The organism is Streptomyces sp. NPDC046909, assembly GCF_040644695.1.
Taxonomy (GTDB): Bacteria; Actinomycetota; Actinomycetes; order Streptomycetales; family Streptomycetaceae; genus Streptomyces.
Window position 1 is genome coordinate 855,243 of the sequence record NZ_JBEYXC010000001.1, and the last position, 13,355, is coordinate 868,597.

At 71.1% G+C, this 13,355-nt stretch carries 11 protein-coding genes; 7 read left to right on the top strand and 4 right to left on the bottom strand.

Translation table 11 applies throughout. The features are described 5' to 3' along the window. Positions 1–8: 8 nt before the first annotated feature. Positions 9–584: an adenylosuccinate lyase gene (locus ABZ928_RS03510; protein WP_361514785.1), complete on the top strand. Its 576-nt coding sequence runs from the start codon at positions 9–11 to the stop codon at positions 582–584. Here ABZ928_RS03510 and ABZ928_RS03515 read toward each other — a convergent pair. From ABZ928_RS03515 to ABZ928_RS03530, 4 genes are all read right to left on the bottom strand, one after another. Further along, positions 571–1,107, bottom strand: a complete 537-nt coding sequence (locus tag ABZ928_RS03515) for a GNAT family N-acetyltransferase (protein WP_361514786.1) — start codon at positions 1,105–1,107, stop codon at positions 571–573. The genes ABZ928_RS03510 and ABZ928_RS03515 overlap by 14 nt on opposite strands. An 11-nt stretch (positions 1,108–1,118) precedes the next feature. Next, entirely contained in the window at positions 1,119–1,517 is a 399-nt protein-coding gene (locus tag ABZ928_RS03520) for a RidA family protein (RefSeq protein ID WP_361514787.1), read from the bottom strand. Positions 1,518–1,604: 87 nt separating this feature from the next. Beyond that, positions 1,605–3,176 carry an alpha/beta hydrolase gene (locus tag ABZ928_RS03525; protein ID WP_361514788.1) on the bottom strand — a complete coding sequence of 524 codons (1,572 nt, stop codon included), beginning with the start codon at positions 3,174–3,176 and terminating at the stop codon, positions 1,605–1,607. A 184-nt stretch (positions 3,177–3,360) separates the two neighbouring features. Then, positions 3,361–4,416 carry an Rv2578c family radical SAM protein gene (locus ABZ928_RS03530; RefSeq protein ID WP_361514789.1) on the bottom strand — a complete coding sequence of 352 codons (1,056 nt, stop codon included), beginning with the start codon at positions 4,414–4,416 and terminating at the stop codon, positions 3,361–3,363. 168 nt (positions 4,417–4,584) lie between these two features. Here ABZ928_RS03530 and ABZ928_RS03535 point away from each other — a divergent pair, with 168 nt between their 5' ends. The 6 genes from ABZ928_RS03535 (at position 4,585) to ABZ928_RS03560 (ending at position 13,354) form a co-directional block, all read left to right on the top strand. Further along, a complete protein-coding gene (locus ABZ928_RS03535; protein ID WP_361514790.1) occupies positions 4,585–5,028 on the top strand; it encodes an SRPBCC family protein in 444 nt (147 codons plus the stop codon). 144 nt (positions 5,029–5,172) lie between these two features. Continuing rightward, positions 5,173–7,611, top strand: a complete 2,439-nt coding sequence (locus ABZ928_RS03540; RefSeq protein WP_361514791.1) for an MFS transporter — start codon at positions 5,173–5,175, stop codon at positions 7,609–7,611. A gap of 188 nt (positions 7,612–7,799) precedes the next feature. Beyond that, positions 7,800–10,259: a SpoIIE family protein phosphatase gene (locus ABZ928_RS03545; protein ID WP_361514792.1), complete on the top strand. Its 2,460-nt coding sequence runs from the start codon at positions 7,800–7,802 to the stop codon at positions 10,257–10,259. Between the two features lie 153 nt (positions 10,260–10,412). Beyond that, complete coding sequence (locus tag ABZ928_RS03550; RefSeq protein ID WP_361514793.1) at positions 10,413–11,138, top strand: class I SAM-dependent methyltransferase; 726 nt, start codon at positions 10,413–10,415, stop codon at positions 11,136–11,138. Positions 11,139–11,223: 85 nt separating this feature from the next. After that, the gene (locus ABZ928_RS03555; protein ID WP_361514794.1) at positions 11,224–12,057 is read left to right on the top strand and encodes a M55 family metallopeptidase; all 834 of its coding nucleotides are present in this window, start codon (positions 11,224–11,226) and stop codon (positions 12,055–12,057) included. Then, positions 12,050–13,354, top strand: coding sequence for a M20/M25/M40 family metallo-hydrolase (locus tag ABZ928_RS03560; RefSeq protein WP_361514795.1), 1,305 nt, complete (start codon positions 12,050–12,052; stop codon positions 13,352–13,354). Before ABZ928_RS03555 ends, ABZ928_RS03560 begins: the two co-directional genes overlap by 8 nt. Position 13,355 lies beyond the last annotated feature (1 nt).

A 13,355-nucleotide genomic window follows, 5' to 3' on the forward strand; every position in this document is an offset into this window, starting at 1 on the left:
TGCGTGTCATGGACGAAGAGTTGCGATCGCTCACGGAGCGTTTACGGCAGGAGTCGGGGGCGTCGGCGGCGTACGAGCGGCTGGCGGGGACGAAGGACCTCGACGAACTGGCGGGCGTGCTGGTCGAGCCCGGGCAGCCGCTGTGGGCCAGGGAGCTCGCCGCGTTCCGGCTCGGACTCGCCGGCGATCGGCGTGCCTTCGAGTCCCTCGTCCTGCTCCTGAACCACCGTGACCCGCAGCGCTGTGTCTCCGCCGCGTACGCCCTGGCCCGCCTCGGCGACCCGCGGACCGCCCGCGCGGCCGCCGCCCTCGCCACCAACGAACTGCGGGTCGCCTACGCCCTGCACCCGGTCCGGCTGCTGACCGAGCTGCGCGCGCCCGAGTCGGTGCCGGCCCTCATCACCACCCTGGAGCGGCGGCTCAGGCCGCACGATCCGTACCGACGCGTGGCGCTGGCCTGCGTGGAGGGGCTGGGCACGCTCGGCGACGCCCGCGCCAGACCCGTACTGAACGAGGCGCTCGCGCATCCGACGCTGGCGGAGGCGGCGGTGCACGCCCTCGCGCGGATCCCTAGCCCCCGCTGAGCCGCTTGGCGTACCGCACCTCGGGCACCGGGACCCCGTCCACCTCGAAGGGCTCCTCGGTGCCGTCGGGGTGGAAGCCCGCCCGCTCGTAGAAGGCGCGGGCGCGGGTGTTGCCCTTGAGGACCCACAGGTACACGCGCGGGTGACCGGCGGCCGAGCAGCGCCGTACGGACTCCTGGAGCAGGGCGTGACCGATGCCGCCGCCGAACCGCTCGGCGTCGACGTAGATCGCGTACAACTCGGCGTCCGCCGTGCGCTGTTCGCCGTCCCGGTACGGGCCGTGCGCGGCCCAGCCCAGCACCTCGCCGTTCTGTTCCGCGACGAGGTTGATCACGCTGCCGTCGGACTGCCGGAAGCGCTCGCGGCGGCGCTCGGCGTCCTCGGTGACGCTGAGCCCGTCCAGGTAGGGCTGGGGCATGAGGCCCCGGTAGGCGGTCTGCCAGCCGCGGACGCGGATCTCGGCCACGCGGTCGCAGTCGGCGAGGGCCATCGGTCTGACCCGGATCGCAGGGAGACCGCTCATGGGGAGACCGCTCATGGGGAGACCACGGCGAACGCCTCGATCTCCATCAGGAAGCCGGGCCGCACCAGCGCCGCCACCTGGACCGCCGACGCGGCCGGCAGCCGGTCGTCGGGTATGTGCTCGGCGCGGGCCGCGCGGATCGCCGGCAGGTCCGCCATGTCCGTGACGAAGTAGGTGAGTTTGACGACGTCGTCGAAAGTCGCGCCCGCGGCGGCCAGGCAGTGCCGGAGGTTCTCGAAGACCTGGCGGGCCTGTGCGGCGGGGTCGCCCTCGCCGACCAGCTTGCCGTTCTCGTCCAGGGCGAGCTGGCCGGAGATCGCGACGAACGTGCCGGTGCCCATGACGACGTGGGAGTACTGGGCGGCGGGGGCGAGCCCGTCGGGGGCGGGAATCCTGGTCAGCTCACTCATGCGTCCATGGTGGACCATGGCACTGACAACGCCCCCGACAGGTCGTCAGGGGCGTTGATCAGGCCGTGATGAGCGTGCCCAGCGGGCTCAGCCGCGGAAGCCGAGCATGCCGTGCAGCGTCGAGCCCCGCGAGGAGGCCGACGCCGAACTCAGCGGCTTCGGGTCGGGCAGCGCGTTACACACCGCGTCGACCTCCCCGCCGCTGCGCGGCACCGAACCGTCGGTCAGATACGCCGCCAGGTACTTGTCCAGGCAGGCGTTCCCGCTCAGCGTGATGCCGTGGTTCCCGCCGCCCTGCTCGACCACCAGGCTGGAGCCGTGCAGCAGACGGTGCACCGTCGCGCCGCCCTCGTACGGGGTCGCCGCGTCGTTCGTCGCCTGGAACAGCAGCACCGGCGGCAGATCGCCGTTGGCGACGTCCACCGGGTCCAGCGAGTCCGTCGGCCAGAACGCGCACGGCGCGTTGTACCAGGCGTTGCTCCAGGTCATGAACGGAGCCTTCTTGTAGACCGCCCAGTTGTCGTTCCGCCACTGGTTCCAGTCGCGCGGCCAGTCGGCGTCACGGCACTGCACCGAGGTGTAGATGCTGTAGCCGTTGTCACCGGAGGCGTCGACCGCGGCGAAGTTCTCGTACGCCTCGACCAGCGGATCGGCGTTCTTGTCGTTCACGTAGGCCGCGAACGCCTCCGCCAGATAGGGCCAGTAGCCGTTGTAGTAGCCGCCCGGGATGAAGGTGTCCTCCAGCTCGGAGGCGCCCACCTTCCCGCCGGCCGGTGTCTTGGCCACCGCCGCCCGCATCGCGTACCACTTGGCCTCGATCTTCGCCGGATCGGTGCCGAGCTTGTACGTCGCGTCGTACTTGGCGACCCAGGCCATGAACGCGAGATGACGGTCGTTGAAGGCGTAGTCCTGGCCGATGTTGTCGTCGTACCAGACGCCCGTCGGGTCGACGATCGAGTCCAGGACCAGCCGCCGCACCCGCTCCGGGAAGAGCTTCGCGTAGACCGCGCCCAGATAGGTGCCGTAGGAGTAACCGAAGTAATTGATCTTCTTGGCGCCCAGCGCCGCACGGATCGAGTCCATGTCGCGCACGGCCTGGACGGTGTTGATGTACGGCAGCAGATCCGCGTACTTCTTGCCGCAGGCGTCCGCGAAGGACTTGGCCCGCACCAGGTTGGCCTTCTCGATGGCCGGGGTGCTCGGCACGGAGTCCGGGCGGACCGGGTCGAAGTAGCCCGGCTTGCAGTCCAGAGCGGGCTTGCTCTTACCGACACCGCGCGGGTCGAAGCCGATGACGTCGTACTGCGCCGCGACCGCCTTGGGCAGCGAACCGGCGACGAATCCGGCCAAGGTCAGTCCGCTGCCGCCCGGGCCGCCGGGGTTGACCAGCAGCGGGCCCTGCGACTTCGCCGCGGTGTGCGGGACGCGGGACAACGCGAGGGTGATCTGCCGTCCCTGCGGGTTGTCGTGGTCGAGCGGGACCTTGAGGGACGCGCACTGGAGCGTCGGGTAGTTCGTGGTGCCGCAGCTCTTCCAGGTGAGCTTCGCGGCCGCTGCGGTGTCCGCGGTGCGCGGGGTGCTCGCGTCGGCGGGCAGGGCCGTGAAGCTCCCGGCCATGACGATTGCGGCACCGCACAGCACGGCTGCGCGTTTTCTCATGAAGTCCTCCCAGGACGGAGGTTGGCGGACCGCGAGTGTCACGGTCCACGCCGCATCGTTCCGGAAAGTGCGCCTGGAAGAACCCGTTCCCTTCAGAATTCACCGCTTCGGCACCGAAATGGCCGAGATCGCGACCGGGATACGGGTCAGCCCGCCGTTCTGGCGTCCCCGTTCTGGCGTCCCGTCAGATCAGCGTGAGCTGAATCGGCTGCCCTGCCTCCGCCTCCGCCTCCGCCACCGGCTCGGGATCGGGCTCGGGGATCCGGCGGGGCATGCCCCCGTCGGCGGGGCCGATGCCGTACTCCCTGGCCAGTTCGTGGACCTGGCGGGTGATGCGGCGCTGGTACCACTTCGGGGCGTAGGAGCCGTCCGCGTACAGGCGCTCGTAGCGGCGTACCAGGTGGGGATGGTGCTGTCCCAACCATGCCATGAACCACTCGCGCGCCCCCGGGCGCAGATGCAGGACCAGTGGGGTCACCGAGGTCGCGCCGGCCGCCGCTATCGCCCTTACCGTGGCGCGGAGTTGGGCCGGGTGGTCGCTCAGGAACGGGATCACGGGGGCCATCAGGACGCCGCAGCCCATGCCGTGCTCGGCGAGTGTCCGTACGACCTCCAGACGGCGCTCCGGGGCGGGCGTGCCCGGCTCCACCGTGCGCCACAGGTCGACGTCGGTGAAGCCGACCGAGACCGAGATGCCGACGTCCGTGACCGCGTGGGCCTGCTTGAGGAGGTCGAGGTCGCGCAGGATCAGCGTGCCCTTGGTCAGGATCGAGAAGGGGTTGGCGTGGTCGCGCAGGGCGCCGATGATGCCCGGCATCAGGCGGTAGCGGCCCTCCGCGCGCTGGTAGCAGTCGACGTTGGTGCCCATGGCGATGTGCTCGCCGTGCCAGCGGTGGGAGCCGAGCTGGCGGCGGAGCAGTTCCGGGGCGTTCGTCTTGACGACGATCTGCGAGTCGAAACCGAGGCCGGTGTCGAGGTCCAGATAGCTGTGCGTCTTGCGGGCGAAGCAGTACACGCACGCGTGGCTGCAACCGCGGTAGGGGTTCACCGTCCACTGGAAGGACATGCGGGAGACCGCGGGCACCCGGTTGATGATCGACTTCGCCCGGATCTCGTGAAAGGTGATGCCGCGGAACTCCGGGGTGTCGAAGGTGCGGGTGGTCACCGCGTCCGCGCCGAACAGCGCGGCGTCGGCGGCCCTGCTGTGGCCTGAGTCCGCTGTGAGGTTCTCCCAGCGCATGACGCCTCCTCGGTAGCACTGCCCACAGAATAGAACACATGTTCCCTTGATCGTGCGCGTGTGTTCGTGATGGGTGCGTGAAGGGATTGCGGGGCCCCGATTTGGGCGGCCGGGCACCGGGGTGGTTGGCTTGCTCCAGCCCCCGAGAAATCAGGTCCTGGAGGAAAAATGGCGCAGGTCGAGGCCACTACGGAGCGGGTCGTCGCGGCGGACGCGGAGACGGTGTTCGACGCTCTCGCCGACTACAGCGGCACGCGCGCGAAGCTGCTGCCCGAGCAGTACAGCGAGTACGAGGTGCGCGAGGGCGGCGACGGCGAGGGCACCCTCGTCCACTGGAAGCTCCAGGCCACCAGCAAGCGGGTGCGCGACTGCCTCCTGGAGGTCAGTGAGCCCACCGACGGGCAGCTCGTCGAGAAGGACCGCAACTCGTCCATGGTCACCACCTGGACGGTCACCCCGGCCGGCGAGGGCAAGTCCCGCGTCGTCGTCAGCACCGTCTGGAACGGCGCCGGCGGCATCGGCGGCTTCTTCGAGAAGACCTTCGCCCCCAAGGGCCTCGGCCGGATCTACGACGCGGTCCTCGACAAGCTGGCCACCGAGGTCGAGAAGTAAGTCCCCGGTGTCCGAGGGGCGTTGAGCCCCTCACCGGATCGAGTGGATCTCCCCGGACCGCACCGGTCTGCCGTAACTCGTCGCGCTTGCTCGTAGTTGTCGCCTAAAGCGGGAATTGTGCGGGCGCGACGAGGGGAGCGGCAGATGCGCGGGACCACTCTGGTGGAAGGCGAGCTGCGGGACGAACCGCGGAGTGAGCAGCCGCCACCCATTTCCAGCCCCGCTCCCGGGACCGCCCAGGCCGCCGAACTCGGCCCCCGCCGCGTGCGGTTGATCTTCCTCGCGCTCATGCTCGCGCTGCTCCTCGCCGCGCTGGAGCAGATGATCGTCGCCACCGCGCTGCCGAAGATCGTCGGTGAACTGCACGGCCTGGACAAGATGTCCTGGGCGATCACCGCCTATCTGCTCACCTCCACGATCGGCCTGCCGATCTACGGCAAGCTCGGCGATCTCCTCGGCCGCAAGGGCGTCTTCCAGTTCGCGATCGTCGTCTTCGTCGTCGGCTCCGCGCTCGCCGGGCGCGCGGAGACCATGGACCAGCTGATCGCCTTCCGCGCGGTGCAGGGTGTCGGCGCGGGCGGCCTCATGATCGGTGTGCAGGCGATCATCGCCGACATCGTGCCCGCGCGGGAACGCGGCCGCTTCATGGGCCTCATCGGCGCCGCGTTCGGCCTCGCCTCCGTCGCCGGACCGCTCCTCGGCGGCTACTTCACCGACCACCTCTCCTGGCGCTGGTGCTTCTACATCAACGTCCCCTTCGGCCTCGTCACCCTCGCCGTCGTCACCGCCGTACTGAAACTGCCCAAGCCGACCACGAGGCCCCGGCTCGACATCCTCGGCGCGCTGCTGCTCGCCGCCGCCTCCACCTGCCTGGTGCTGCTGACCAGTTGGGGCGGCACCGAGTACGCCTGGGACTCCCGCGTCATCCTGGGACTCGGCGCGGGCGCGCTCGCCTCCACGGCGCTCTTCCTCGTCGCCGAGCACTTCGCGGCCGAACCCCTCATCCCGCTGCGGCTGTTCAGGGACTCCGTCTTCAACACCACCGCTCTGGTGGGCCTGGTGGTCGGTGTCGCGCTCTTCGGCGCCGCCAGCTATCTGCCCACCTTCCTCCAGATGGTGGACGGGGCGAGCGCCACCGAGTCCGGACTGCTGATGCTGCCCATGATGGGCGGCATCGTCGGCGCCTCCGTCCTCTGCGGACAGCTCATCAGCCACACCGGCCGCTACAAGGTCTACCCGGTCCTCGGCGGCGCCCTGTCGGTCTTCGGCATGTGGCTGCTGTCCCGGCTCGAAGTGGACACGCCCCGGCTGCACTACAGCCTCTGGATGGCCGTCCTGGGCGCCGGCATCGGCATGGTGATGCCGGTCCTCATCCTCGCCGTGCAGAACTCCGTACGCCCCGCCGACCTCGGCACGGCCACCAGCGCCAACAACTACTTCCGGCAGATCGGCGGATCCGTCGGCGCCGCGATCTTCGGCACCCTCTTCGCCGACCGGCTCACCGACGCCCTCGCCCAGCGCCTGCCCGCCGCGACGGGGCTGCCCGACGCCGAGTCCATCACTCCCCAGCTCGTCCACGCGCTGCCGCCCGAACTGCGCGACGCGTACATCCGCGCGTACGCCGACGCCATGCCGCGGATCTTCCTCTACCTCGTGCCGGTCCTCGTCCTCGGCCTGCTCATCGCCATCTTCCTCAAGGAGAAACCACTGGTGTCCCACAACGCCGCCGAAACCGAGCCCGCGCCCGTGAACGCCACCGTCCCGCACGCCCGTTCGCCCTACCTCGCCGGAATCCCCGTGTGCGGCACGGTCCAGCACCCCGACGGGACCGTCGTACCGCGCGCGGCGCTCACGCTGATCGACGTCGCCGGACAGCAGGTCGGGCGCGGGGCGAGCGGCGAGGACGGGCGGTACGCGCTGTCGACACCCGGCCCGGGGTCGTACGTCCTGATCGCGGCGGCCGGCGGCCATCAGCCGCAGGCGGTCTCCGTGACCGTCGGGGAGCGGCCCGTCGAACTCGACGTCGTGCTCGGCGGCGCGGGACGCCTCGCCGGGAGCGTGGTGACCGCCGACGGCTCGCCCGTGCGGGAGGCCACCGTCACCCTCACCAACGTCCACGGCGAGGTCGTCGCCAGCACCCGCAGCGGACGCGAGGGCGGCTATGTCATCACCGAGCTCGTCGCGGGGGAGTACACCCTCGCCGCGAGCGCCCCCGCGTTCCGCCCGGCCGCGCTGCCCGTCACCGTGCAGGCCGCCCGGGAGACCCGGCAGGACGTCGAACTCGCGGGCGGCGCCGTGCTGCGCGGCACCGTGCGCGCCGGTGGCGAGCGAAGCGAGATGGGGGTCCCCCCGCCCGGAGGGTGGGGGAGGCCCGTCGAGGACGCGCGCGTGACGCTGCTCGACGCGGCGGGCAATGTCGTGGACACCCTCACCACCGGCGCCGACGGCACCTTCCGGTTCGTCGACCTGTCCTCCGGCGAGTACACAGTGATCGCCGCCGGCTATCCGCCCGTCGCCACCGTCCTCCAGGTGGCCGGCGGAGGCCGTACGGAACGGGATCTCCAACTGGGACACGAGGACTGAAAACCCGTCAGTAACCCCGACACGCCCCTAACCGGCAGCTTCTGCCCGGCACGGGGGCGCGGGGGCGCACGCGACGGTGATTCGGCGGGGTGAATTCCCGTATTGCCGCACATCACGACTCTCCACGGCCGTACGGTGGATGAGGCGGCACAGATCTTGCGGAGCCGTGGGGAGAGAGGGCCTGGGCCATGGACCGTGGCACCGAGAGGGACGTACCTCCCAGCCGCGGAGCTGGGAACGGCGCGGTGGAGCACGCCGCGGCCGGCCGTATCCCGCTGGCCGTGGTCGTGGTGGACCGCGCCGGTCTGGTGTCCCACTGGAGCAGGGGTGCGCGCCGGCTGTTCGACGTGACCAAGGAGGACGCGATCGGCCGCGCGGCGGTCGATCTGCTGCCCGTCTCCGGCGCCCTGCCCGAGGAGGAGGACTACACCGCGCGCGGTGTGGTCGCCGCCTACGACGGCCTCGGACCCGACCTGGAGTCGTCCCTCGACGGCAGGCTCTCCTACCCGGCCGCGGGCCGCGCCCGCCTCACCGTCCGCGAACCCGAGCGGCTCGACGTCCTGTGGTGGGCGTACCCCCTGGTGGGCCCGGGCCACGAGCGGCTGCTGGTGCTCGCGGCGGACGCCGGAGCGCTCCAGTCCGACGATCCGGACGACGAGGTCGCCTTCGAGCGGATCGCCCCCGCGTTCGCGCTGCACACCGACTTCCCCGGCGCCGAGGAACTGGCCCGCAGGCTCCCCGAGATCCTGCCCAGCATGAGCGTCGAGGAAGGCGCCCGGATCGTCGCCCAGATACTCGAACTGGGCTATCCGGTACTGGAGTTCAGCCAGAACGACCGGGTTCCCGTCACCCCCGACTGGGGTGTGCCCCGCCGTACCGAGCGCAAGGCGCGTCGGGAGCGGGCCGCGCGGGCGCTGGCCGAGGGGCTGCCCGTGCCGCGGGAACTCGCCGACGAGGCCGAGGACCTGGAGTACGCCGCCGTACGCGAGCGTCTGGAGTTCCTCACCGAGGTCAGCGGCCGGATCGGCACCTCCCTTGATCTGTCCAAGACCATCGTCGAGGTCAGCCGGGCCGTCGTACCCCGGTTCACCGATGTCGCCGGCACCTATCTGCGCGAACAGGTCGTCGCCGGCGAGGGGTTCCCCGACGGCGTACCCGACACCACCACCATGTGGCACCGGGTCGCCCTCGAACACACCGACGAACCCGGCCGCTGGGACGACGTCGTGCCGGTCGGCGAGGCCATGCCGTTCCCGGCGCACACCCCGTTCTTCCAGTGCATGACCAGCGGTGAGCCGGTCCTCGTGCCGCGCATCAGCGAGCAGATGGGGCACGCCATCGCCTCGCAGTTCGAGAAGCGCGACATCCGGCCGCTCATCACCGGCCGTTCGATGCTGGTCGTGCCGCTCAAGGCCCGCAATGTGGTCCTCGGCTTCATGATCCTGCTGCGGCACCCGGAGCGTGTCGAGTTCAACGACATGGACCGCGTCACCGGCGCCGAACTCGCCGCCCGCGCGGGCCTCGTGCTCGACAACGCGCGCATGTACACCTACCAGGAGTCCGTCGCCGAGACGCTCCAGGACAGCATGCTGCCGCACATCCCGCCGCGCATGGCGGGCTGCGACATCGCCACCCGCTACCTCCCGGGCACCCTGCTCGGCCGGGTCGGCGGCGACTGGTTCGACTCGGTGAAACTGCCCGGCGCCCGCACCGCCCTCGTCGTCGGCGACGTCATGGGCCACGGCCTCAACTCGGCCGCCATGATGGGCCAGTTGCGTACCGCCGTGCAGACCATGGCCGCCCTCGACCTGCCGCCCGCCCAGCTGCTGCGCAACCTCGACGACCTCGCCCAACGCCTCGGCGACACCTACCTCGCGACCTGCCTCTACGCCGTGTACGACCCGATCGAGAGCGAACTCCACATCGCCAACGCGGGCCACATCCCGCCGGTGATCGTGCATGCCGAGGACGGCCGCAGCGAACTCCTCGACCTGCCCACGGGCGCGCCCATCGGCGTCGGCGGGATCGCCTTCGAGTCGGTACGCGTGCGCGTGCGGCCCGGCGACCGGCTCGTGATGTGCACCGACGGACTGGTCGAGGTGCGCGGCGAGGACATCGGCGTGGGCCTCGCGACCCTCTGCGAGTCCGCGGCCCACCCGGCCGCGTCCATGGACGACGCCTGCGACACCATCATCCGCTCCCTCAACACCCGGGGCGGCCGCAAGGACGACGTGGCCCTCCTGATGGCCCGCCTCAACGGCATCGAGCCGGACGACGTCGCCGAATGGCGGTTCCCCCTGGATCCGGTCGAGGTCGGCCGGGCCCGCTCGGTGGTGCGGGAACAGCTCCACGAGTGGGGGCTCGCCAGGCTCGCCGACACCGCCGAGCTGATGGTCAGCGAACTGGTCACCAATGCCGTACGGCACTCCCACAGCCGGCCCGTCGAACTGCGGCTCGTCCGCGGTGACACGCTGCTGTGCGAGGTGGACGACGACGACCACGAACTGCCGACCCTGCTGAGCGCCGGGCCCGAGGACGAGTTCGGGCGGGGGCTGCGGATCGTCACCACCCTGGCCCGGGAGTGGGGCACGAGCCGTACCAAGGCCGGCAAGACCGTGTGGTTCGAACTGACGGTGCCGCGACGCTGACGCACCCAGGGGGCGTGCGGGGCGCACGGGCGTACGTCTGTCGCACAGGGAGTGAAGGAATGCGCCGCGCGCTTGTAGCCGTGACCCGGGCGCGATAAACCGTACTCGCCCGTCACTTGCGGCGGGTCGCGGTCGCATCCTGGGGAGTTGGGCATGAGCGTGACGAGTCGGTACCGGGAGGCCTGGGAGAGCTTCTGGCGAGAAGCCCCCGACGGCCAGGGAGCGGTGTTCTGGGACGCGGAGCCCGCGCTGACGGCAGGCCTCCACCTCGCCCTGTTCGAGCCCTACGTGACCGACCCGGTCCTGCCCCTGGTCGACCTGGGCTGCGGCAACGGCACCCAGACCCGCTTCCTCGCCGACCGCTTCTCGCACGTCCTCGGCGTCGACCTGTCCGAGGCCGCCCTCGACCACGCCCGGCAGGCCGATCCGGCCGGGCAGGCCGGCTACCGGGTCCTCGACGCCGTCGAGAAGGGCGAGGCGGAGTCGTTGCACGCCGAACTCGGCGACGCCAACGTCTATGTGCGGGGCGTGCTCCACCAGTGCGAGCCCGACGACCGGCAGCCCCTGGTCAACGGCCTCGCCGCGCTCCTCGGCGAACGCGGCCGCGGCTTCCTCGTCGAACTCTCCGAGGCCGCCAAACCGATCCTCATCGGCCTCGCCCAGAGCCCCACCGGCCCCCCGCCCAAACTCGCGCCGGTCTTCCGGCACGGCATCGCCCCCGGCGAGGTCTCCGACAGCGCGCTGTCGGAGTACGTCCGCGCGGCCGGACTCACCGTCCTGGCCAACGGCGAACTCCCGCTCACCACCACGGAGTACGACGCGGACGGCGCCCGCATCGAACTGCCGTCGAAGTGGCTGGTGGTGGGGCGTACGGCCTGAGCTGTGACCGCCGTACCGGTCCGGGCCGGTGACGGTTGTCCACAGGTCTGACGGGACCGGCCGGAACCGCGTAGCGTGAGTCGGCATGAAGATCCTCATCAGCGCCGACATGGAGGGCGCCACCGGTGTCACCTGGCCGGCCGACGTGCTGCCGGGGACACCGCAGTGGGAGCGGTGCCGCTCGATGTTCACCTCGGACGTGAACGCCGCCGCGCAGGGCTTCTTCGACGGCGGCGCCGACGAGGTGATCGTCAACGAGGCGCACTGGACCATGCGCAACCTGCTCCTGGAGCGGCTCGACGACCGGGTCGAGATGCTCACCGGACGGCACAAGTCGCTGTCCATGGTGGAGGGCGTGCAGCACGGCGACGTGGACGGCATCGCGTTCGTCGGCTACCACGCCGGCGCCGGCGCGGAGGGCGTCCTCGCCCACACCTACCTCGCCAACTCCATCACCGGGGTGTGGCTGAACGACGTACGCGCGAGCGAGGGCCTGCTCAACGCGCGCGTGGTCGCCGAGTACGGCGTGCCGGTCGTCCTCGTCACCGGCGACGACGTGGCCTGCGAGGACGCCCTGGGCTACGCCCCCGAGGCGCTGAAGGTCGCGGTCAAGGACCATGTGTCGCGGTACGCGGCGGTGTGCCGTACGCCGGCCAGGACCGCCGCCGCCATCCGCGCGGCGGCGAAGGAGGCGGCCGCGCTGGCGGTCCCTCATGAACCGGTGCGGGGCGGGCCGTTCACCGTGGCCGTCGAGTTCGACGCCGAGCACCTCGCGCTCGCCGCGACCGTCGTGCCCGGTGTGACCCGGATCGGGGAACGCAAGGTGGCATACTCCAGCGACACCATGTACGAGGGGATCCGCACCTTCAAGGCGGTCACCACGATCGTCTCGGCCGCGGTGGAGGAGCAGTATGGCTGACGCGCAGGCGCTGGACGAGGTCGTGACCTTCACGTCCGAGCTCATCCGCATCGACACCACCAACCGGGGCGGCGGCGACTGCCAGGAGCGGCCGGCCGCCGAGTACGCGGCCGAGCGGCTGGCCGGGGCGGGCCTGGAACCCGTGCTGCTGGAGCGCACCAAGGGCCGTACGAACGTCGTCGCGCGCATCGCGGGCACCGATCCCTCGGCGGACGCGCTGCTCGTCCACGGTCATCTGGACGTGGTGCCCGCCGAGGCCCGGGACTGGAGCGTGCACCCGTTCTCCGGGGAGATCCGCGACGGGGTGGTGTGGGGCCGGGGCGCGGTCGACATGAAGAACATGGACGCGATGATCCTCGCCGTCGTCCGGAACTGGGCACGGGAGGGCGTACGGCCCCGGCGGGACGTCGTCGTCGCGTTCACCGCCGACGAGGAGGCCAGCGCCGTCGACGGTTCGGGGTTCCTCGCCGACGAGCATCCCGGGCTGTTCGAGGGCTGCACCGAGGGCGTCAGCGAGTCCGGGGCGTTCACCTTCCACGACGGGAGCGGACGCCAGATCTACCCGATCGCCGCCGGTGAGCGGGGGACTGGGTGGCTGAAGCTCACCGCGCGCGGGCGGGCCGGACACGGCTCCAAGGTGAACAAGGAGAACGCGGTCACCCGCCTCGCCGCCGCGATCACCCGCATCGGCGAGCACGAGTGGCCCCTGCGGCTCACCCCGACCGTCCGGGCCGCCCTCACCGAACTCGCCTTCCTGTACGGCATCGAGCCCGACCTGGACGACGTCGACGGGCTCCTGGAGAAGCTCGGCCCGGCCGCCAAGCTCGTCGAGGCGACCGTCCGCAACAGCGCCAACCCGACCATGCTGGACGCCGGTTACAAGGTCAACGTCATCCCGGGCGAGGCCGTGGCCTACGTCGACGGCCGCTGTCTGCCCGACGGCGAGGACGAGTTCCGCGCCACCCTCGACCAGCTCACCGGACCCGACGTGGAGTGGGAGTTCCACCACCGGGAGGTCGCGCTCCAGGCGCCGCTGGACTCGCCGACGTACGCGGGGATGCGGGCGGCCGTCGAGGAGTTCGCGCCGGAGGGGCATGTGGTGCCGTACTGCATGTCCGGCGGCACGGACGCCAAGCAGTTCTCGCGGCTCGGCATCACCGGCTACGGCTTCACCCCGCTGAAGCTCCCCGAGGGCTACGACTACCAGGCGATGTTCCACGGCGTGGACGAACGCGTCCCCGTCGAGGCGCTGCACTTCGGCGTCCGGGTCCTCGACCGCTTCCTGCGCACGGCCTAGG

Excerpts from the sequence above, each read along its gene's own strand:
- ABZ928_RS03520 (WP_361514787.1), bottom strand. The coding sequence starts at position 1,517 with ATGAGTGAGCTGACCAGGATTCCCGCCCCCGACGGGCTCGCCCCCGCC.
- ABZ928_RS03515 (WP_361514786.1), bottom strand. The coding sequence starts at position 1,107 with ATGAGCGGTCTCCCTGCGATCCGGGTCAGACCGATGGCCCTCGCCGAC.
- ABZ928_RS03540 (WP_361514791.1), top strand. The coding sequence starts at position 5,173 with ATGCGCGGGACCACTCTGGTGGAAGGCGAGCTGCGGGACGAACCGCGG.
- ABZ928_RS03545 (WP_361514792.1), top strand. The coding sequence starts at position 7,800 with ATGGACCGTGGCACCGAGAGGGACGTACCTCCCAGCCGCGGAGCTGGG.
- ABZ928_RS03555 (WP_361514794.1), top strand. The coding sequence starts at position 11,224 with ATGAAGATCCTCATCAGCGCCGACATGGAGGGCGCCACCGGTGTCACC.
- ABZ928_RS03525 (WP_361514788.1), bottom strand. The coding sequence starts at position 3,176 with ATGAGAAAACGCGCAGCCGTGCTGTGCGGTGCCGCAATCGTCATGGCC.
- ABZ928_RS03530 (WP_361514789.1), bottom strand. The coding sequence starts at position 4,416 with ATGCGCTGGGAGAACCTCACAGCGGACTCAGGCCACAGCAGGGCCGCC.
- ABZ928_RS03550 (WP_361514793.1), top strand. The coding sequence starts at position 10,413 with ATGAGCGTGACGAGTCGGTACCGGGAGGCCTGGGAGAGCTTCTGGCGA.
- ABZ928_RS03560 (WP_361514795.1), top strand. The coding sequence starts at position 12,050 with ATGGCTGACGCGCAGGCGCTGGACGAGGTCGTGACCTTCACGTCCGAG.
- ABZ928_RS03535 (WP_361514790.1), top strand. The coding sequence starts at position 4,585 with ATGGCGCAGGTCGAGGCCACTACGGAGCGGGTCGTCGCGGCGGACGCG.
- ABZ928_RS03510 (WP_361514785.1), top strand. The coding sequence starts at position 9 with ATGGACGAAGAGTTGCGATCGCTCACGGAGCGTTTACGGCAGGAGTCG.